General features: G+C 68.4%; 22 protein-coding genes. 11 read left to right on the top strand and 11 right to left on the bottom strand.

Features of this window, described 5'->3' with window-relative positions; all coding sequences use genetic code 11:
• Positions 1-67 precede the first annotated feature (67 nt).
• The 6 genes from LK542_RS12155 to LK542_RS12130 all read left to right on the top strand — a co-directional run bounded on the left by LK542_RS12155 (position 68) and on the right by LK542_RS12130 (position 5,393).
• Positions 68-838, top strand: a complete 771-nt coding sequence (locus LK542_RS12155; RefSeq protein WP_227812109.1) for a response regulator — start codon at positions 68-70, stop codon at positions 836-838.
• Between the two features lie 84 nt (positions 839-922).
• Positions 923-1,396: a phasin family protein gene (locus LK542_RS12150; protein WP_227812108.1), complete on the top strand. Its 474-nt coding sequence runs from the start codon at positions 923-925 to the stop codon at positions 1,394-1,396.
• Between the two features lie 74 nt (positions 1,397-1,470).
• A complete protein-coding gene (locus LK542_RS12145; protein ID WP_227800769.1) occupies positions 1,471-2,166 on the top strand; it encodes a TetR/AcrR family transcriptional regulator in 696 nt (231 codons plus the stop codon).
• Between the two features lie 28 nt (positions 2,167-2,194).
• Positions 2,195-2,737 (top strand): TIGR00730 family Rossman fold protein, encoded by a 543-nt coding sequence (locus LK542_RS12140; RefSeq protein WP_227801136.1) that lies wholly within the window; start codon positions 2,195-2,197, stop codon positions 2,735-2,737.
• A gap of 129 nt (positions 2,738-2,866) precedes the next feature.
• Entirely contained in the window at positions 2,867-4,237 is a 1,371-nt protein-coding gene (locus tag LK542_RS12135; protein ID WP_227812107.1) for a DUF1800 family protein, read from the top strand.
• Between the two features lies 1 nt (position 4,238).
• Positions 4,239-5,393: a DUF1501 domain-containing protein gene (locus LK542_RS12130; RefSeq protein WP_227812106.1), complete on the top strand. Its 1,155-nt coding sequence runs from the start codon at positions 4,239-4,241 to the stop codon at positions 5,391-5,393.
• A gap of 3 nt (positions 5,394-5,396) precedes the next feature.
• Here the strand turns inward: LK542_RS12130 and LK542_RS12125 are convergent, their stop codons facing one another.
• The 9 genes from LK542_RS12125 to LK542_RS12085 form a co-directional block, all read right to left on the bottom strand.
• Positions 5,397-5,780, bottom strand: a complete 384-nt coding sequence (locus tag LK542_RS12125) for a response regulator (RefSeq protein ID WP_227800772.1) — start codon at positions 5,778-5,780, stop codon at positions 5,397-5,399.
• Between the two features lie 64 nt (positions 5,781-5,844).
• Positions 5,845-6,942 (bottom strand): diguanylate cyclase, encoded by a 1,098-nt coding sequence (locus LK542_RS12120; protein ID WP_227812105.1) that lies wholly within the window; start codon positions 6,940-6,942, stop codon positions 5,845-5,847.
• Entirely contained in the window at positions 6,939-9,662 is a 2,724-nt protein-coding gene (locus tag LK542_RS12115) for an EAL domain-containing protein (RefSeq protein WP_227812104.1), read from the bottom strand. The genes LK542_RS12120 and LK542_RS12115 overlap by 4 nt, the downstream gene beginning before the upstream one ends.
• A 4-nt stretch (positions 9,663-9,666) precedes the next feature.
• Positions 9,667-10,104 (bottom strand): phosphate ABC transporter substrate-binding protein, encoded by a 438-nt coding sequence (locus LK542_RS12110; protein WP_227800775.1) that lies wholly within the window; start codon positions 10,102-10,104, stop codon positions 9,667-9,669.
• A gap of 8 nt (positions 10,105-10,112) precedes the next feature.
• Complete coding sequence (locus LK542_RS12105; protein ID WP_227812103.1) at positions 10,113-11,387, bottom strand: hypothetical protein; 1,275 nt, start codon at positions 11,385-11,387, stop codon at positions 10,113-10,115.
• Between the two features lie 180 nt (positions 11,388-11,567).
• The gene (locus tag LK542_RS12100) at positions 11,568-12,089 is read right to left on the bottom strand and encodes a M48 family metallopeptidase (RefSeq protein ID WP_227812102.1); all 522 of its coding nucleotides are present in this window, start codon (positions 12,087-12,089) and stop codon (positions 11,568-11,570) included.
• 116 nt (positions 12,090-12,205) lie between these two features.
• Positions 12,206-12,532: a KGG domain-containing protein gene (locus tag LK542_RS12095; protein WP_227800778.1), complete on the bottom strand. Its 327-nt coding sequence runs from the start codon at positions 12,530-12,532 to the stop codon at positions 12,206-12,208.
• A gap of 127 nt (positions 12,533-12,659) precedes the next feature.
• Positions 12,660-13,226, bottom strand: a complete 567-nt coding sequence (locus LK542_RS12090) for a hemerythrin domain-containing protein (protein WP_227812101.1) — start codon at positions 13,224-13,226, stop codon at positions 12,660-12,662.
• Positions 13,227-13,428: 202 nt separating this feature from the next.
• A complete protein-coding gene (locus LK542_RS12085; RefSeq protein ID WP_227800780.1) occupies positions 13,429-14,460 on the bottom strand; it encodes an NADP-dependent oxidoreductase in 1,032 nt (343 codons plus the stop codon).
• A 103-nt stretch (positions 14,461-14,563) separates the two neighbouring features.
• On the opposite strand from LK542_RS12085, the gene LK542_RS12080 reads away from it, so the two are divergent.
• The gene (locus LK542_RS12080; RefSeq protein WP_227800781.1) at positions 14,564-15,106 is read left to right on the top strand and encodes a YaeQ family protein; all 543 of its coding nucleotides are present in this window, start codon (positions 14,564-14,566) and stop codon (positions 15,104-15,106) included.
• 37 nt (positions 15,107-15,143) lie between these two features.
• Entirely contained in the window at positions 15,144-15,593 is a 450-nt protein-coding gene (locus LK542_RS12075; RefSeq protein WP_227812100.1) for a copper chaperone PCu(A)C, read from the top strand.
• A 57-nt stretch (positions 15,594-15,650) separates the two neighbouring features.
• Here LK542_RS12075 and LK542_RS12070 read toward each other — a convergent pair whose 3' ends face one another.
• Entirely contained in the window at positions 15,651-16,427 is a 777-nt protein-coding gene (locus LK542_RS12070; RefSeq protein WP_227812099.1) for a head GIN domain-containing protein, read from the bottom strand.
• A gap of 219 nt (positions 16,428-16,646) precedes the next feature.
• Here LK542_RS12070 and LK542_RS12065 point away from each other — a divergent pair, with 219 nt between their 5' ends.
• The 3 genes from LK542_RS12065 to LK542_RS12055 all read left to right on the top strand — a co-directional run bounded on the left by LK542_RS12065 (position 16,647) and on the right by LK542_RS12055 (position 19,304).
• Positions 16,647-17,120, top strand: coding sequence for a DMT family transporter (locus LK542_RS12065; protein ID WP_227800784.1), 474 nt, complete (start codon positions 16,647-16,649; stop codon positions 17,118-17,120).
• A gap of 88 nt (positions 17,121-17,208) precedes the next feature.
• Positions 17,209-18,330, top strand: a complete 1,122-nt coding sequence (locus LK542_RS12060; protein ID WP_227800785.1) for a type IV pilus twitching motility protein PilT — start codon at positions 17,209-17,211, stop codon at positions 18,328-18,330.
• A gap of 104 nt (positions 18,331-18,434) precedes the next feature.
• The gene (locus tag LK542_RS12055; RefSeq protein WP_227812098.1) at positions 18,435-19,304 is read left to right on the top strand and encodes a PhzF family phenazine biosynthesis protein; all 870 of its coding nucleotides are present in this window, start codon (positions 18,435-18,437) and stop codon (positions 19,302-19,304) included.
• Here the strand turns inward: LK542_RS12055 and LK542_RS12050 are convergent.
• Complete coding sequence (locus LK542_RS12050) at positions 19,297-20,181, bottom strand: LysR family transcriptional regulator (RefSeq protein WP_227812097.1); 885 nt, start codon at positions 20,179-20,181, stop codon at positions 19,297-19,299. The two genes, LK542_RS12055 and LK542_RS12050, sit on opposite strands and share 8 nt — an antisense overlap.
• Positions 20,182-20,231 lie beyond the last annotated feature (50 nt).

Raw genomic sequence — 20,231 nt, 5'->3', positions numbered from 1 at the left:
GCCGGACAAGGTGTATTTACGCGCGGCGTGTTAAAGTAAGCTCAACGCCGAAAACTGGAGCGCCCACGTGGCCCGCATCCTGATCATCGAAGACAACCCAGCCAACGTTGAGCTGATGGCGTTTCTGCTCACCGCCTATGGCCACACCGCCGTCAGTGCCCCTGACGGCGCGCGGGGCCTTGCTGCTGCCCGCAGCACACCCCCTGATCTCGTCGCCTGCGACGTCAACCTGCCCGACATGAACGGCTTCGCGGTATTGGCCGCGCTCAAGGCCGAACCGGCCTTGTCCGGCATCCCGGTGCTGGCCGTGACGGCGCTGGCGATGGCCGGCGACCGCGAAAAGGTGCTGGCGGCCGGCTTCGACGGCTACATCAGCAAACCGATCGAACCGGACAGCTTCGTGGCCGAACTCGAAGCCTTCCTGCCCGCCGCGCCGCCGCCAGCGCAGCCGGCGCGGCCGACCGTGCTGCTGGTCGACGACGATGCCTTCATGCTGGCGGTGCTGGCCGACATGCTCGGCGACGAGCCGCTGCGCGTGCTCAGCGCGTCGTCCGGGCCTGACGCGCTGGCGCTGCTGGCGCGCGAACCGGTCGAGGTGATCCTGTGCGACCAGGACATGCCCGGCATGCGCGGTACCGAGCTCATGACGCAGGTGGCCGCGCGCCACCCGCGCACGGTGCGTCTGATGCTCAGCGGCCAGCAGGACCTGGCCGAGATCGAGGCCGCGCTGCAAGCGGGCCTGGCCGACGCCCACTACGCCAAGCCGGTATCGGCGGCCAGCTTGCGCGAACACGTCCGCGCGGCGCTTGCGCTGCAGCGCAGCCGCTCCCGCGAATGAAGCGCGGGCGCTGACAGCGCCTTTAGAAGCCCCGTTCTACCGTGCCTGCCTACAATGGCCGCACGAGGAAAACGAGGAACGGACATGAGCAAGAAACTCCCCGTAGAGGACGACGACGAAGCGCTGGCCAGAGCCGTGCGGACGTCGGCCCAGCAGATCTGGCAGGCGGGACTCGGGGCCTTTGCCAAGGCCCAGGAAGCGGGCGAGGGCGGCCGCTCGTTCACGCGCCTGGTGCGCGACGGCAGCGTGCTGGCCCGGCGTGCGCGCGAAGTCGAAGAAGCCACCGGCACTGTGGCGCGCGCCGCCGAGCGCGCGGCCCGGCGCAGCAGCGGTTCCTGGGGCAAGCTGGAACAGGTGTTCGAGGAGCGCGTGGCGCGTGCCCTGGCCACCATCGGCGTGCCCGCCGCCAGCGAGGTCGAGGCGCTGCGGCGCCGCGTCGACGAACTGGAAATGATGCTGGCCGAGCTGGCCGGGCGCCTGCCCGCAAGCGACACGCAGAAGAAACGCACGCGGCGCGCACCGAAGCCTGGCCCGGCCGACGAGGACGAAGGGGCGTGAAGCCCGCCGCGATGCTGTCTCATTGACAGCATTTGGTGTTATCCTCGCGGCTGGAATCACAAACTTCGCCCTTCATGCAACAAAAAGCTCCGCGCCGGACCCGCGAACGCATCCTCGAGCTCTCGCTCAGGCTGTTCAACGAGTTCGGCGAGCCGAACATCACGACGACGGTCATCGCCGAGGAGATGAATATCTCGCCCGGCAACCTGTACTATCACTTCAGGAACAAGGACGACATCGTCAACTCCATCTTCGTCCAGTTCGAGATGGAGATCGAGCGCATCCTGACCGTGCCGGCCGGGCGCCGCTCGAACATGGAAGACGTGTGGCTCTACCTGCACCTGATGTTCGAACTGATCTGGCGCTACCGCTTCTTCTACCGCGACCTGAACGACCTGCTGTCGCGCAACCGCAAGCTGGAGCTGCACTTCAAGGCGATCCTGGCCCACAAGATCAAGGTGGCGCGCCAGCTGTGCGAGGACCTGCGCAGCGAAGGCTCGCTGGAAGCCTCCGACCAGCAGATCGGCGCCATGGCGACCAACATGGTGGTGGTGGCGACCTACTGGCTGTCCTACGAATACGTGCGCAATCCGCGCAAGTACAGCGAGCAGCAGGCGATCGCCGACGCGCTGGCGCGCGGCTGCTACCAGGTGCTGTCGATGGTCGGCCCTTACCTGCGCGGCGACACCCGCCTGCTGTTCGAGAAGCTGTCCGAGGAATACCTCAAGAAGCTGTCCGCCGAGGCGAAGCCCGGCGCCGATTTCCTGTAACGATTTACATCATTTATCCGGTTTTACGATGAAGACCCTGGCCGTCTATTGCGGCGCCTCGCACGGCGTCAACCCTCTCTACACCGATGCCGCGCGCGCCTTGGCCGCCGCCCTAGTCGATCACAACATCGGCCTGGTCTACGGCGGCGGCAAGGTCGGCTTGATGGGCGTGATCGCCGATGAAGTGCTGCGTCTGGGTGGCGAAGCCACCGGTGTGATCCCCAAGGCCCTGGTCGAGCGCGAAGTCGGCCATGCCGGCCTGACCCGCCTGTTCGTGGTGAAGGACATGCACGAGCGCAAGGCGATGATGGCCGAACTGTCGGAAGGCTTCATCGCCATGCCGGGCGGGATGGGCACGCTGGAAGAACTGTTCGAGATGCTGACCTGGGCCCAACTCGGGATCCACGCCAAGCCGGTCGGCCTGCTCAACGCGGGCGGCTTCTGGGACGGCCTGGTGGCTTTCGTGCGCCACCAGAGCGCAGAAGGATTCGTGCGTCCCGAGCACCTTGGCCTGATGCGGGTCGAGGCCGATCCGGATGCCTTGATCCGCAGCCTGCGCAGCGGCGCCTGAGGCGCCGGCGCGGCCCAGGGGCAGGGCATGGTAGTTTGAAAAAAGTTGGAACTATTCCAGGCCGAGCCGGGAATAGGAGGATGTGCATACGTTCCCGCGACCGCAAGCCCTGCAGCGAAGGCCCCGCCCATGCTTCCTGAATCGATTGCCCTGAACCGCTTCGGCCTGGGCGCCCGCCCCGGCGAGCAGCCGCCTGCCGACCCGCGCCGCTGGCTGCTGTCCCAGTTCGACGCCTATGACCCCTTGCCCGCGCCCTGGCGTCCCATCCCGCGCAGCAGCCGCGTCGCCGCCGAATGGGTTGCCCAGCAGCGCGAAATACGCAGAAGCCCCGAGGATGGGCGCAGCGCCGTGCGCGAGGCCTGGCGCAAGAGGGAGCAGGAGGCGTATCGCGTCGCCATCGGTGCGCGCGTCGCCAGCGCCCTCCAGACGCCCACGCCGTTTGCCGAACGCCTGGTGCATTTCTGGTCCAATCACTTCGCCGTCTCGGTCGACAAGAACCCGGTGACGGGACTGGCCGGCAGCTTCGAGGCCGACGCCATCCGTCCCCACATCCTGGGCCGCTTCGAAGACCTGCTGCTGGCCGCGGTGCGCCATCCGGCCATGCTGGTGTTCCTGGACCAGGCCCGTTCCACCGGCCCGGACAGCCCGGCCGGGGTGCGCGCCCGCCAGCGCCAGCGCAACAACGTGGGCCTGAACGAAAACCTGGCGCGCGAAATCCTCGAACTGCATACGCTCGGGGTGCGCAGCGGCTACACCCAGCAGGATGTTACCGAGCTTGCGCGCGCGCTCACCGGCTGGACCCTGCCCGACGACGGCGACAAGGCGCCGGTCGCGGACGACGTGGCGCCGTTCCGCTTCGCGCCTTACCAGCACGAACCGGGCGAGCGCCGCGTGCTGGGGCGCAGCTACGCGGCCGGCGGCGAGGAGCAGGCGCGCGCCATCCTGCGCGACCTGGCCGCGGCGCCCAGCACGGCCGAGCACATCGCGCTCAAGCTGGCGCGCCATTTCGTCGCCGACGAGCCGCCCGCCAGCCTGGTGCTGCGCCTGGCCGCCGCTTTCAGAAAGACCGGTGGCGACCTGCCCAGCGTCTACCGCGAACTGGTGCTGGCGCAGGAAGCCTGGGCCCCGGGTCCCGGCAAGTTCAAGTCGCCCTGGGACTGGGCGGTGTCGAGCCTGCGCGCGCTCGAGCGCCGCGAGATGCCCCCGCAGCAGGCGGCCAACCTGATGAACCAGCTGGGCCAGCCGGTCTGGCGTCCCGGCTCGCCCGCCGGCTGGGGCGACGGTGCCGGCGCCTGGGCCGCCCCCGATGCGCTGCTGCGCCGGGTCGAGGTGGCGCAGCGCTTCGGCGCCCAGGCAGGCGCCAGCGTCGATGCGCGGCGCCTGGCGCCAAGCGTGCTGCCCGGCCTAGCCGAGGGCACGCGCCAGGCCATCGCCCGTTCCGACAGCCCGGCCACGGCGCTGGCGCTGCTGCTGGCTTCCCCCGACTTCCTGAGGAGGTAAGATGGCTTTGCACCGACGTGCTTTCCTGGCCGGGGTGGCCAGCCTCGCGGCGGCCCCGCGCGTGGCCTTCGCCCAGGCCGCTTTGCCCACCGAGCGCCGTTTCGTCTTCATCATCCAGCGCGGCGCGGCCGATGGCCTGAACACGGTGATTCCCTACGCCGATCCGGCCTATGCGGAACTGCGCGGAGCGCTTGCGATCGAGCCGGAGAGCGCCATCAGGCTCGACGGCACGTTCGCGCTGCATCCGTCGCTGTCCGGGCTGGGCGCCCTGTACCAGGCCGGCCAGGCCAGCTTCTTCCATGCGGTCGCCTCGCCCTACCGCGAGCGCTCGCACTTCGACGGCCAGAACATCCTGGAGACCGGCGGCAGCGCGCCGTATGCCTTGAAGGACGGCTGGATGAACCGCATGGCCGGCCTCCTGTCGCCGCGCGGGAAAGAGGCGATCGCGTTCGCGCCGACGGTGCCGCAGGCGCTGCGCGGCGCCTTGCCTGTGGCGTCCTACGCCCCATCCGGGCTGCCCGAGCCGAACGAAGACCTGATGGGGCGCGTGGCCCAGCTCTACGCGGGCGATCCGCAGCTGCACGCGTTGTGGTCGGCGGCGCTCGCCGCGCGCGGCATGGCGGGCGGCCTGGATGGACGCAAGGGCGGCCAGAAGCCGGAAGACACCGGGCGGATGGCGGCCGGCTTCCTGGCGCGGTCGGATGGCCCGCGCATCGCCATGATCGAGACCGGCGGCTGGGACACGCACAGCGGCCAGAACGGCCGCCTTTCGGGCCAGCTGCGCAACCTGGACGAGCTGGTCAAGGGCCTGCGCGAAGGCCTGGGGCCGGTGTGGGACCAGACCGTGGTGCTGGTCGCGACCGAGTTCGGGCGCACCGCGGCCGCCAACGGCACCGGCGGCACCGATCACGGCACCGGTGCGGCGGCGATGCTGGCGGGCGGCGCGGTGCAGGGCGGACGGGTACTGGCCGACTGGCCGGGCTTGCGACCCGCCGACCTGCTGGAGGGCCGCGACCTGCGCCCGACCCTGGGCCTGGATACCCTGATCGCCCAGGTCTGCGCCGAAACCTTCCGGGTCGAGCCGGGCAAGGTGGCGCGCGCGCTGTTCCCGGACCTGGTGCGGGGCAAGGGCTTGCCGCGTCTGCTGAAGGCCTAGGCCCTAGCAGAAGCCGTGCCGCCCCAGGGCGGCCTTGAGCGCGTGCCGGAACTCGCCGAAGTCGAGCGCCTTGTGGACGTATTCGATCGCGCCCAGCTCCTCGGCGCGGGCACGGTCGGTGAACAGGGACGATCCGGACAGGACGATCACGGGCAGGGGCAGGCCGGCGCGTTCGCGCAGGCGCTGCATGAGTTCAAAGCCGTCGACGCGCGGCATCTTGATGTCGACCAGCAGCAGGTCGAACGCCGCCTCGCCGGCCAGGCGCTGCGCTTCCTCACCATCGGCCGCCACCACGATGCGGTGCGCAATGCTGCATTCCTCCATCGCGCGCCGGGTCAGGGCCACGTCGAGCATCAGGTCGTCGACCAACAGTACATTGATTGCCATGCCGCCATGCTAGCAAAGCGCATGTGCGGCCGCCGCACGATAATGGCTGGGCCGATGCCGGCCTTCAGGCCAGCACGATGCGGTCGCGCCCGGCCTCCTTGGCCTGGTACAGCGCCTTGTCGGCGCGGCTGATCGCATCGGCGAAGGGCTCGCTTGCGCCGCGGGCGGCCAGGCCCGCCGAGAAGCTGATGCGGCGCTTTTCCACGCCCGGCACCGGCATGGTGTGCACGCGCTCGGCCATCCGCTCCAGCACCATGCGCGCGTCGTCCAGCGTGGCGTCGGGCAGCAGCAGCAGGAATTCCTCGCCGCCCCAGCGCGCCAGCACGTCGTTGGCGCGCAGGCAGGAGCGCGCAGTGGTCGAGAAGCTGCGCAGCACGGCGTCGCCGGCGGCGTGACCGTACTGGTCGTTGACCCGCTTGAAGAAGTCGATGTCGAGCAGGGCGATGCAGCTGCCGCGGCCTTCCGGCTGGCGCCGCTCCTCGGCCGCCAGGACTTCGTGCATGTGGCGCCGGTTCACCAGCGAGGTCAGGTCGTCGACCGTGGCCAGTACCCGGATCGTGTCGAGCGCTTCGCTCAGCTCGATGCGGCGCTGTTTCAGGCGCGAACGCAGCTTGCTCATCTCGACGCTCAGCACCGAGGTGGAGAGCAGGGCGCCGGCCAGGTAGCCGAAGGTAATCGCCTCGGTCACCGGCGGAAAATGCGCCGGGTCGGTCGCCTGCAGCCAGAACATGGTGCCGCCCATGCCGGCCAGCGCCACGACCGCCAGCAGCAGGGTCTGGCGCGGACGGGCGGCAAACATGCAGAACACGATCACCACCACTGTCATTACCAGCATGGCCGTGCGCAGCGGTCCGGAGATCGCATACGCCACCATGCTGCACACCAGCGAAAACACGGCCTGCGACACGGCCAGCTGGTCGGGCCTGAGGCCGATGCGGCCACTGGCCCGGATCAGGAGGTAGAAGCAGACCGCGCCGCAGCCGCCGTAGCCGATCAGCCGGTGCGCCGCCACCGGGTCCGTCATTCCCTCGGCCACCTGGGCCAGCAGCAGCACGATGCAAGCCACGTACAGGATGCAGGTCGCACCCCAGTACTGCAGCATCCGGCGCAGGCCGGGGTCGTTACCGATCAGCAGGACAGCGAGGCGGCGCAGCAGGGTCATGGCAGCTCCAGCGGGTGATTGGGGACGGGCGGTGCCGCGGCCAGCAGTTCGGCGATGCGTTCCGGCGGCACCGGGCGGCTGAACAGGTAACCTTGCATCTCGTCGCAGTCGTTGGCGCGCAGGAAGGCGCGCTGCTGTTCGGTTTCGACGCCTTCGGCGATGACGCGCAGGTTCAGCTTGTGGCCGAGCGAAATCACGGCCATCGCGATGGCCTGGTCATCCGGGCTGTCAGCCAGGTCGCGCACGAAACTCTTGTCGATCTTCAGGCGGCTGATCGGGAAGGACTTGAGGGCCGACAGGCTGGAGTAACCGGTGCCGAAGTCGTCGATCGAGAGCGACAGGCCCATGTTTTTCAATTCGCGCATCTTGTCCACCGCGCGCCCCAGGTCGCGCATGATCGAGCTTTCGGTGACCTCGATCTCCAGCCAGGCGGGCGGCAGGCCGCTATCCTGCAGGGCGCCGGCGATGCGCTCGACCAGGCGCTTTTCCTCGAACTGGCGGGCCGACACGTTCACCGAGATGCTCAGGGGCGGCAAGCCGGCCGCGCGCCAGGCCTGGGCCTGGGCGCAGGCGGTGCGCAGCACCCATTCGCCCAGCGGCACGATCAGGCCGCTCTCTTCGGCCAGGCCGATGAAGCGCAGCGGCGAGATCATGCCCTGCTCGGGGTGGTTCCAGCGGATCAGGGCCTCGACCCCGAACATGCGGCCGCTGCGCAGGTCGAGCTTCGGCTGGTACAGCAGCTGGAACTGGCCGGCGCCGTCGCCGCGGGCGGGATCGCCGCAGGCTTCCAGCGCGCTGCGCATGCCTTCCAGCAGCACCAGCTTCTCTTCCACGCTGGCGTTCATCTCGCTGGCGTAGAACTGGAAGCTGTCCTTGTTCTCCTTGGCGCGGTACATGGCGGCGTCAGCGTTCATCATCAGGGTGTTGGCGTCCCCGCCGTCGCGTGGGTAGAGCACGACCCCCATGCTGCAGCTGACCTGCACTTCCTGGCCCCCGACCTCGACCGGTTCGGTGACGGCCTGGCGCACCTTTTCCAGCAGTGGCGTGATCGCCATCGGGTCGCCCGACAGGTCGGGCAGCAGGATCACGAATTCGTCGCCGCCGAAGCGCGCCAGGGTGTCGTTGCGGCGCAGGCAGCGCACCATGCGCTCGCCCACCACCTTCAGCAGTTCGTCGCCGGCGTTGTGGCCGAGGCCATCGTTGACCAGCTTGAAGCCGTCCAGGTCGATGAAGGCGAGGCCGACCGCGTTGCCCTTGCGCTCGGCGTCGCGGATGGCCTGGCCGAGGCGGTCGCGCAGCAGGCTGCGGTTCGGCAGCCCGGTCAGCTCGTCGTGGTGGGCCAGGTGGCGGATGCGCTGCTCGGCCAGCTTGCGTTCGGTGATGTCGCGCACGATCGCCACCACGCCACCTTCGACCGGCACGATCTGGCGGTGCAGCCAGCGGTTCAAAACTGGCGCGAGCTCCGCCAGCCATTCGGCTTCGCGCGCCACGCCGTCGCTGGCGACTGCCGCCAGGTCGGCGAACACGCCCAGGCCCAGGTAGCTGGGCAGCAGCACCGACATGTGCTTGCCCTCCATGTGCGCCTTGGGCAGGCCGGTGAGCTGTTCGGCGCGGGTATTGGTGGTCTCGACCAGGAAGTCGATGACCGCGCCGCTGTCGTTGCGCACGGTGCGCAGCACGAAGAAGGCGTCCAGGCTGCCTTCGGAGGCGGCAGCATAGGTTTCCTGCGCCAGCCGCTCGCGCCGGCGCGCCTTGGCCAGCTGCCAGGACCAGGCGCTGACCAGGGTCACGAGCAGGATCAGGACTGCGGTGCCGGCGCTTGCGGCCAGCAGCCAGGTGCGACGGCGGGCGCGGAACTCGGCCATCTGCTCGGCCTCGGACAGCCCCACCACCGCCACCAGCGGGAAGCCGCCCAGGGCGCGCGTGCTGGTGTAGCGCAGCTCGCCGTCGATGGCGCTCGGGGTGAGTCGCACGCGGTCGGCCTGGTCCAGGTCCAGGCGCTGGCCCCAGGACACGTATTCGCCGCTGCGCGCCGCGCGCACCACGCCGTCGCTGCCGGTGACGCCCAGCAGGCCGTGTTCGCCCAGGCGCGACCGCTCGTAGGAACTGGTGAAATAGGCCGGGTCGAGCGCCACCGTGGCAACCCCGGCGAAGCGGCCGGCGCCGTCCTCGATGCGGCGCGAGAACACCACGTGCGGCTCGCGCCGGCCGATGGTCTGGCTCACGAAAGGAAGGTCGCGGTCGTGTTCGCGGTGCCAGGTGAACCAGGTGGCGCGCGAGACGTCGCCGCCGATGCGCGTGTGCGGATTGCTGGCCAGGACGCGTCCATCAGCGCCGACCAGCGCCACCTGGAACACCAGGCCGGGCGGCAGCAGGCCCTTGGCGCTCATCGCTTCCAGGGCGGCGCCGGGGCCGTTCATCTCGACCGCGTACTGCAGCACGCGCAGGGTCTGGTCGATGCCGCTCAGGCTGCGCGCCATCTGGGCTTCGTAGGTGTCCACCAGTTCGCGGGTGGCTTCCCCGGCCGCTTCGTGCGCTGCGCGCTCTTCGGCGCGGATCATGTGCAGGGCCGCGCTCCAGAGCGCGGCCACCAGCAGCAGCGCGAACAGCGGCAGGGAGATGTGGGTTTCCAGGCCGCGCCCGAGCCAGCGCACCAGCGCCGTGCGGCGCGTGCGGCGCTCCGGCGGCTGGGCAGGGACGGAAGGGGCGAGGGTGTCCATGGGCTCAGCGCAGTATCAGCACCGGGCGCACGCTGGCGTCGAGCGCGGCGCGGTCGATGTAGCCGATCATCGACGGGTTGTCGGCCACCATGCGGCGCACCGCGGCGCTGTCGGCGGCTTCGCGCGGCGGCTGGCCGCGGCCGGTGAAGACCATCTTCGACCAGTGCGCCTTGAGCAGGGCCGGCGACTTGCCGGTGACCTGGGCGTAGAACTGGTTGCGCTCCAGCGTGCCGAGGCGCTGGTCGAGCGCGACCGCCTCGAGGCCGTCGGGAAAGCGACCTGCCTGGCCGAGGAAGATTGCGGCGACCTGGTCGCCGGACAGCGCCGGCAGCGGATTGCGCGCCGAGACGATCACGACCAGTTCGGCCGACGCGGTACCAGGCGCCACCTGCGCCAGCAGCAGGGCGGCGGCGGCCGCCAGGTGTCGGATGCGGATTGCCATTGTCCGCCTCAGAACACGAAGTCGAGCGCGACGCTTGCCACGTGCACGGTCTGGCCGAAGCGGAAGCTGAACGGCGTATTGATGAGGGTGCCGCGCGACCCGTCGGTCGGGCGGACGCGGTCGTACTGGAGCTTCAGCGCAGCATCGGTTGCGAGGTCCCAGCGCATCCCGGTGCTGACCGTGGTCTGGATTGGAATCGTTGCGAGGTAGATGTTCAGTCCGGCATTGAGCGCGGCCGCCAGCGGGCGTGCCTGCGGCGGCAGGCTGGCCAGCGGCAGGCCGGGATCGCGGGTGGCGCCATGGGCGCGCACCTTGGAAAAGCCCAGGTAGGGCGTCAGGGTGGTGAAGCGGTAGCCGCCGCCGGCATACATGGTGCTGGTCCTGCCCAGGAGAGAATGGGTGTGGGCGTGGCCGGCCTCGGCGCTCACGAACCACTGGCCCGGATCGTAGCTGAAGCCGGCGCTGGCCATGCTCACGCGCTTGTGCTCGATCGCGTAGCGCGCGGCCAGCGCCTGGCCCTGCGGACCGAAGGCGCGCAGGGCGGTGAAGACCTCGGTGCCGATCCCGGTCGTCAGGTGCGCGGTGAGCGCCGACAGGCGCACGCTCAGCGGGCCGTGCTCGATCCCGTGCGACAGGCCGGCGATGCCGTGCGCTTCCAGCCGGCGGTCCAGGTACAGGTGCCTGTCGGTGCGGCCGAAGAAGGCCTGGGTGGCGTGACGGGTGTCGCCGACGCTCCAGCGCCAGGTGGCGTCGACGCCGTCGCTGCTGGAGATTGGCAGGGCGCCATAGACTTCGACCGGCGGACGGATCCAGGGCATGGTGTAGCCGACCTTGCGGTAGTCGGCCGCCAGGAACACCGGCAGCGCGATGCGGCCGATGCGCAGCGCCAGGTCCGGGCTCGCCTGGTATTTGATGTTGGCCCACTCGACGCGCGGCCGGTAGTTGCCTTCCAAATTCTGTTCGCTGACCACCTGCAGCACGCCCGACCAGCGTCCCAGCGCCAGGTCGAGCTGGGCGCCCAGGCGGCTATCCACGTCGGGGCTCCAGCGCTCACTGCGGCCGGCGCCGTTGGCGCGCATGACCGTCGACGTGAAGTCGGCGTCGCGCACGCTGGCGTGCACCGCCCCCAGCGTGCCGAAGCCGGAGAACTTCCAGCTTGGCGCGGCGGCGTCCGCCGCGTCGGCGGCCGCGGTGGCCGCGGTGGCCAGCAGGCCGCAGGCAAGCACGCCGCCACGCAGGGCAGCCGGAAGGGGATTGCCGGAGAAAGTAAACTGGTACGCCATGATGTCAGATTGCGGCCGGAACGGCACGGAAGAGCGAGGGCTGCCCGCACGGGCATGCGACGTCCAGACTTTACCTAACGCAACAATGAAAGTCGAGATATTTACAAAAGGCAACGAATCAATCTGACAATCGTTGTTGTTTGATGGCAACGAAAGAACTTGAACAGACTGCTGCGCCGTTCAGGCCGCTTCTTCGCTCCATAAGCGGCGGCCGCCCAGGTCGAGCCAGGTGAGGTAGAGCCGCAGGTCGAATTCGAGCTGGTGGTAGGCCGGCTCCATCCAGCAGCACAGTTTGTAGAAGGCCTTGTCGTGTTCCTTTTCCTTGAGGTGGGCCAGTTCGTGCACGGCGATCATGCGCAGGAAGGGGAGCGGGGTGTCACGGAACACGCTGGCGATACGGATCTCGCGCTTGGCCTTGAGGCGGCTGCCCTGCACGCGCGAGACGGCGGTGTGCAGGCCGAGCGCATGCTGCACCACGTGGATCTTGCTGTCGAAGGCGACCTTGGATACGGGATCGGCCTGGCGCAGGTAATCGTCCTTCAGTTCCTGCACGTAGCCGTAGAGCGCCTTGTCGGTACGGATGCCGTGCGCCGCGGGATAGCGCTGCAGGAGGACGTCGCCGAGCTGGCCGGCGTCGATCAGCTGGCCGACCTGGGCCAGCAGGTGCTCGGGGTAGGCGGTGAGGTAGGGAAGTTTGCGCATAGGGGGCGCAATGTAGCACGAGGACGGTCGAGGCCTGTGCGATTGCCCCCCGGGTAGACGGCGCCCCTCGGCGCCGTGGTGTGAATGCCACGCTGCTTGGATCGAGGGAAGGCTTGTCAGCTTTCCTTTTCTCCCTGCCGGTTGCCGGTGTTCTTGGCCGCTGCCGCTGCCCGCTGTGCCGACTGGCGGCTTTCGCCGCCCTTGCGTCCGATGTCGGCCATGTGCGCGCGGTTGCGGCTGACTGCCTCGCCGCCTTTCTGGCCGGCGCGGCGTGCTTCTTCGGAGTCGAACTCGTGTGCGGTGCCCTTCTGGTGCGCCGCCTGTCCGCCCTTGCTGGCGATCTCGCGCTGCTGGTTCTGGTCCATCGCCGCGAAACCGCGCTTGGCGGGCTGTCCGCCGCTCTTCTGGGCGTTGCCCTTGCCGTTCTCTTTGCTTGTCGCCATGTCGCTCTCCTTGTGTGCCCTGAGGTGGTCAAAGTCTTCGATCGGGAACCCGCGAGCGCCTTATGGATGCGCTCGTGCCGTTTAGAGGGAAGGCTGGAGCGTTAGTTCCTTCACGCCGGGACCGGCGCTAGCGTGGCCGCGAGCGCCGTTCGCGCAGCCGTCCGGTCGCGCCGTGCAGCAGCCCGCGCGGCTCGCAGCCGTCGATGGCCGGGGGCTGGTCAAGCAGGCTCGTTTCGAGCTCGGCGCGGCGCGCGTGCAGCCGCAGTCCCAGCGCCAGCTGGTCGGCGCCGGAGCGGGCCAGCGCCGGGAACAGCAGGTTTTCCTCGAAGGCGACGTGGCGCTCGACTTCGTCGGCCAGCACGGCCACGCTGACGTCGAAATACGCATCGTCGGGGAACAGGGATTCGAGCTGCTCGACCAGCTCGCGCATGCTGTCGTGTTCCAGCGCCGCGTCCTCGAGCAGCTTGTCGTCGACCGCAGCGCGCAGCACCGGGTAGAACAGTTCGTCCTCGAGCAGGGCGTGCATGGCGAGCGCGTCGCACAGGTCGTCGACCACGCGTTCGCGCTCGGCCTCTTGTTCGCGGTCGAGCATCGCGAAGGCGTGGAACAGGGCGCGTACGTGGGCGTGGTCGGCGCGCAGCTGGGCCAGGATGCCGCCGGGCGGCTCGGGGGCGGGGGCGTCGTGCGCAGGCATGGCGCTACCCCCGCGCGCCTGGGTCGGCCAGGCCGGTGGCCGATTGTGGTAACTGAGCCATGTTCACCTCGCAACGATTTAGGCAGGCTAAATCGACGTAGACGCGCTATATGAGGATAAGTTCAGCGAATGTGAATGGCAGGCGGCGCGGATCAAGAGGTGGGCCGGGAGTAGCGCTCCCGGCCGTGCCAGGCGGGGCGAATCAGGCGTCGGCCACCTTGAGCACCAGCTTGCCCAGGTTCCTGCCTTCGAACAGCATCAGGAGCGCCTCGGGGAAGCGCTCGAAGCCGTCCACCACGTATTCCGTGCTCTTGACGCTGCCTTCCTGCATCCAGCCTGCCAGCGTGGCCACGCCCTCGGCATAGCGCGGCGCGTAGTCGAACACCACCATCCCTTCCATGCGCGCGCGGTTCACCAGCAGCGACAGGTAGTTGGCCGGCCCCTTGACCTGGCTGGTGGCGTTGTACTGCGAGATCGCGCCGCAGATGACGATGCGCGCCTTCATGTTGATGCGGGTGAGGACGGCGTCCAGGATGTCGCCGCCGACGTTGTCGAAATAGACGTCCACGCCCTGCGGGCAGTGCTCCTTCAGGCCGGCGTGGACCGAGCCCGCCTTGTAGTCGATGCAGGCGTCGAAGCCGAGCTGCTCGACCACGAAGCGGCACTTGTCTTCGCCGCCGGCGATGCCGACCACGCGGCAGCCCATCTTCTTCGCCACCTGGCCGACTGTCATGCCGACCGCACCGGCCGCGCCCGAGACCACCACGGTCTCGCCCGGCTTTGGCTGGCCGATCTCGCGCAGGCCGAAGAAGGCGGTCATGCCGGGCATGCCGAGGGTGTTGAGCCAGGCCGTGAGCGGGGCGGCGGCCGGGTCGATTTTAGTGAAGGCGGCGGTCTTGTCGTCGGCCGGGCCGGACCAATAGCGCTGCACGCCGGTGCCGCCCGCGACGTAGTCGCCCACCGCGAAGCGCGGCGAGCGCGAGGCCACCACGATGCCCAGACCCCCGGCGCGCATCACTTCGCCGATCGCCACCGGGCGGATGTAGGATTTGCCCTCGTTCATCCAGCCGCGCATGGCCGGGTCGAGCGACAGGTACAGCACCTTGACGACGATGCCGCCGTCCTGTGCTTCGGGAACCGCCTCTTCGTGGAACTGCCAGTCTTCGTTCCTCGGCAGGCCGAGCGGGCGGGCGGCAAGGCGGAACTGCTGGTTCGGGGGGAATGCATTGGTCATGCGTGTCTCCATCAATAGTGATCAGCGTGACTATACATCCTCTCCCCCCGCCGTGCCGGGCCGTGCGACAATAGCGGGTTCACGTTCAGACCGCACTTCACCCATGGCTCTCAAAGCAACCATCTACAAGGCCGACCTGTCGATTGCCGACATGGACCGCAATTACTACGGCGACCACAGCCTGACCATCGCGCGCCACCCGTCCGAGACCGACGAGCGTGTGATGATCCGCGTGCTGGCCTTCGCGCTGCACGCCGACCCGGCGCTGGTGTTCACCAAGGACCTGTTCGACGTCGAGGAGCCGGCCATGTGGCTGAAGGACCTGACCGGTGCCATCCAGACCTGGATCGAGGTCGGCCAGCCCGACGACAAGCGCCTGCTCAAGGCCGCCGGCCGCTCGGAAAAGGTGGTCGTGTACAGCTACAGCGCCACCAGCGACATCTGGTTCAAGGGCGTCAACAAGCAGATCGACCGGGCGAAGAACGTCTCGGTCGTGAACATCCCGAACGAGGCCAGCGTCCAGCTGGAGAAGATGGCGAAACGGAACATGCAGCTGCAGTGCACGATCCAGGATGGCCAGGTATGGCTGACCGACGGCGTCGACACCGTGCTGGTCGAGCGCGAATACCTGCGCGGCGGACCCTGACGCTATAATTCCCGTTCAATCTCTCACATTGGTCGCCATGAAAGCCAAGATTCTCGCCCTGTTCGCCGGCAGCCTGCTGTCCGCCTCCGTGTTCGCCCAGGTCAGCGTGTCCGACCCCTGGATCCGCGCCACCGTACCGGCCCAGAAGGTGACCGGCGCCTTCATGCGCGTGCAGTCCGCCGCGCCCGCGCGCCTGGTCGGCGTGCAGACCGACATCGCCGGCCGCGCCGAGCTGCACGAGATGGCGATGGAAGGCCAGACCATGCGCATGCGCCGCGTGGATGCGATCGAGCTGCCGGCCGGGAAGGCGGTCAACCTGGCCAGCGGCGGCTACCACGTGATGCTGATGGACCTGAAGCGCCAGGTGAAGGAAGGGGAGAACGTGGACCTGACCCTGCAGGTCCAGGATGCGGCGGGCAAGCGCCAGGACGTGAAGGTGAGCGTGCCGGTGCGGCCGCTGACCTACAGCGCGCACAGCGGCCACTAACAGTGCCGTGGTTGACGGCGTGGGCGGGAGACCCGCCCACCCTACAATTCCATCTAATCAGCGGGGCGCCGCCGCGATCCGGTGCGCATCGCCGGAACCCACCACCGACTTGCTCACGCGCGGGTCGCCATAGTAGTTGACGTCGCCCGAGCCGGCGATCGACATGCTCAGCTCCTGGCGCGCCCACACGGTCGCTTCGCCCGAGCCGGCCACGTTGATGCTGACGCTGTCGGACTGCACCCGTCCCATGTCCACGGTGCCCGAGCCGCCGATCGACACCGACAGCTTGCGTGCGCTGCCGCCGCTGGCCTTGAAGTCGCCGCTGCCGCCCAGGGTGACCACTGCCTGCTCACTGTCCAGCTTGCCCACATTGACCTCGCCCGAGCCGCCCAGGCTGATGTCCAGGCGCGGCGCGCGCAGGACGTCGGCATCGATCGTCCCCGAGCCGCCCAGCGACAGCCGTTCGATCTGGCGTGCGCTGACCACCACCCGCAGGTTTTTGGTGCGCAGGTTCATGTTGCGCTTGGACGGGCGGATCTTCAGGGTGCCGTTTTCCACCACGGTCTCGACCAGTGGCAGCAGGTTGTCGTCGGTCTCGATCGTGACGCCTTCGCTGTCGCCCAGGCGCAGTTCCAGCTTGCCAGGCAACTCGAAGGCCAGGCCCTTGAAGTTCGCTACCTGACGCGCCTGGCGCTTGACGGCGCCGCTACCCTGAACCGTTTCGCCGCCGAAAAAGGACCAGCCTTCCGCCATCGAAGGGGCGGCGGCGCAGGCGAGGACGGCGGCGAGGACGATGCCGCGCAGGGCAGTGGTGCTGCGGGAGGTCTTGTGCATGGGTGTCTCCTTGAGGGCAAATTGTCGATGTGGCCATGCTAGGGCAATGCCGCGTCCGGCGCATCGTCCGTGCGACGAAGTGCAGTGCCGGGCCACTGAACTGCACGGCAGGCGGGACAAGCCGTCATCCACCCCGTGTACGGTACGGCTATCGCGAAGCGCCGGTTTGCACTAGAATCGTGCGCTTTTTGCCCCGGCAGCGTGCCGGTGGAGATAGCGATGAACCTGATTCTCTTGTTGATGGCCTTTTGCGTGGGCATGGCCATGTCGGTCCAGGCGGCCGTGAACACCCAGCTGGCAGCCTCGATCGGCGCCAATTCCGTAGTCGCCGCCCTGGTGTCCTTCGGCTGCGGCACCATCGTGCTGGCCGGCGTGGCGCTCTCGCGCGGCGGCCTGGGGCCGAGCTTCGTCGCACTCGCGAGCCAGCCGGCGTGGAAATTCGCCGGCGGCTTCCTGGGCGCGGCCTTCGTGTTCGGGACCGTGTTCCTGGCGCCGCGCATCGGCTTGCTGAGTCTGATCGTGCTGGTGATCGCTGGCCAGCTGATCACCTCGATGGCAATCGACCACTTCGGCCTGGTCAACATGGCGGTGAGGAAGGTCTCCGGCGTGCGGGTGGCAGGGGCCTGCGTGGTGGCGCTGGGCGTGGCGATCACCCTGTTCGGCGACCGCATCGTTGCAGCTATGTCACGCTAAACATTTTTCTTTCACTTTTGCAATATTTCGGATATGCATGGTTCTATAATGTCCAGCACTGTTTAAACTTCTACCACGTGCCGGCCAGATGGAATACCACCAGTCCTCGCAGATCCCCACCCTGTCCTACATCGAGAACGAAGACCACCCGGTCTTCGGGACCCTGGTCGAGCAGATCCTGCACCTGCTGAACTCGCGCCTGGTGTTCTCGGACATCATCATCCACCAGAACAGCCCGCTGATGCTGCGCCAGCCGAAGGGGCTGGTGGCGGTGACGGATTCGCCGATCACCAAGGAAGAGCTGGAAGAATTCTTCGACGTCATCGAGCCCAACTGGGCCGAACGCATCACGGTGCGCGCCTTCGACCGCTCGATCGACCTGCATACCGCGCGCATCCGTGCCAACTGCTTCAGTTTCCAGGGCAAGAAGCGCTTGGGCTGCGTGATCCGCCGCTTCCCGAAGGAGCCGCTGGCGCTGTCGGAACTGGGCCTGTGGCAGGACGAGCAGGAGTTCGCGCGCCTGGCCAGCGGCCTGGTGCTGATCATCGGCGATACCTGCCAGGGCAAGTCGACCACTATCGCGTCGATGATCGACGAGATCAACAAGCAGCGCTCCGGCCACATCATCACCATCGAAGACCCGGTCGAGACCCTGATCCCGCAGCGCAAGTGCATCATCACCCAGCGCGAAGTGGGCGAGGACGCCGACGTCGCCAGCTATTACCTCGGCGCGCTGGACGCCCTGCGCGAGCGCCCGGACGTGATCGTGATCGGCGAGATCCGCGACGCCGAAACGGCGCAGGAAGCCCTGGCCCTGGCCGAATCTGGCCCGCTGGTGCTGGCCACGCTGCACGCGCGCTCGACCGAACTGGGGCTGCAGAAGATGCTGCGCCTGCTCGGCAACTCGGAAGCCCAGGCCCAGGCGCTGGCGCACGCCCTGCGCGGTGTGCTGTGCCAGGCGCTGCTGCCGTCGGTGGAGGGCAACCGCTACCACCTGGCCACCGAATGCCTGACCCCGAGCCCGGCCATCATGCGCATGCTGGAAGCCGGCGACGTGGGCGCGATCCGCACCCACATGAACGCCGGCCGCGATCCAGGCTGCCACACCATGAACGCCTCGCTCGAGGGGCTGCTGGCGTCGCACAAGGTGCGGGTCGAGGATGCGCGCAACGCCACCACCGACCGGGTGGGCTTCGCCGACATGGTCTGAACGACCAAGGCCTTCAGCAATCCTGAAGGCTGCTGCGCAAAGCTGATTGGACCGGTGCATAGCCGGTCCCGTACAGTGCCGACTCATTCAAGCAAGGAGGAGTCATGGCACATACCGTCAACATCGTGAACGCGTTCGTGGACGAAGGGAAGGGCGGCAATCCGGCGGGCGTGGTGCTCGATGCGGATGCGCTCTCATCGGCCGAGAAGCTGCGCATCGCCCAGCTGGTCGGCCTGTCGGAAACGGCCTTCGTCTCGCGCTCGCAGGTCGCCGGCATCAAGCTCGAGTTCTTCACGCCCAGCCGCCAGATCGCGCACTGCGGCCACGCGACCATCGCCACTTTTTCGCTGCTGGCCCAGCGTGGACTAGTTACGGGTCCCGAGAGTTCGAAAGAGACGATCGACGGCACCCGGCGCATCTTCCTGCGGGGTAGCGAGGCCTATATGGAGCAGCTGGCGCCGACCTACATTGACGAGGCCATCTTCCCGCCTGGCGTGAGCGCCAACCGCATCCTGGCCAGCCTGGGCCTCACGCCGGGACGTGTCGCCGCGCCGCCCTGCGTGGTGGGCACCGGTAACCGCTTCGTGCTGGTCCATGTGCGAAGCGAAGCGCAACTGGCCGAACTGAGCCCGGATATGAAGGAAATCGCGGCGGTCAGCGAGGCCTTCGGGGCGATCGGCTACTACGTGTTCGCCACGACCGATGGGGAGTTCGCCGCCACCGCCCGCATGTTCGGGCCCTGCTATGGCATCGAGGAAGAAGCCGCGACCGGCATGGCGGCCGGGCCGCTGGCCTGCTACCTGTACGACCGCGCGGGCCTCAAGCGAGCGGAGATGCTGATCAGGCAGGGCGCCTACATGGCCACGCCCTCGCCTTCGCGCATCACGGTCGAGCTGAAGCTGGAGCAGGGAAGGATCGTCGGCCTGTTTGCCGGCGGAATGGCGAAGCTGGCCAGTAGCATCACCGTCATGTAGCGGGCCAGGCGCGGCGGATTGCCCGCTGCGCCACCCGCAGCAGGCCCGGTTTGGCGGGCGACTGGGCGGTGACGAAGTGCATGCCGGCGTCGACCACGACGCCTTCGAGGGCGCAGACGTCGCCCTTGCCGTGCGCATCCAGCATGTCGCGCCGCAGCAGCGAGAGGCCGGCTTCCTGTCCCACCATTGCCAGCAGCAGCGTCTCGTCGTCAGTGCGCAGCGCCGGCGTGAAGGCATGCCCATGGCGCGCGAAGAGCGACTTGGTGAGCTTGTGGAAGGAGCAGTCGCTTGATGTGCCGATCCAGGGCAGGGCCAGCGCCGTCGCCAACGCGCCCGGGCCCGCTGGGATGCGTTCGCGCCAGGCAGCCGGGTAGCCGACCACGAATTCCACCGGCTGGAGCAGGGTGGCGTCCACCGCCGTTCCTTCCAGCTTCCCTTCCACGAAGCCGGCGTCGAACACGCCGTCCTCGATGTTCTTCAACACCGCTCCCGAGGTCGCCTGCACCAGCGAGATCGCGACGTGGGGCGCGGCTTCGCGCATGTGGCGCAGGAACGCGGGCAGGCGCAGGAAGGCCGGCTCGTTGACGGTGCCGATCACCAGCTCTCCCGCCACATCGCCGTTCAGGGAATTGGCTTCGTCGCGGATGGCGTCGACCGCGTGCAGGGCGCGCTTGGCGTGCTCGAACACGGCTTCGCCGGCCGCCGTCAGGCTCATGCCGCGCGCGTGGCGCTCGAACAGGCGCACCCGCAGTTCTTCCTCGAGCTGCTTGATGTGGGCGCTGATCGCCGGCTGGCTCAGGTGCAGCAGCTCGGCCGCGCGTGCGACCGTGCCGCAGCGGGCGATCGTGACCAATGACTTGAGCTGGTGGATGTCCATGGGGTTTTCCGGAACGTGGCTATCCCGGGATTCTACACATCAGCAATCCT

Source organism: Massilia sp. IC2-477, from assembly GCF_020707265.1.
GTDB lineage: Bacteria > Pseudomonadota > Gammaproteobacteria > Burkholderiales > Burkholderiaceae_D > Telluria.
Note: the sequence above shows the minus strand (reverse complement) of the source record. Positions and strands in the feature narration are given on the sequence as shown.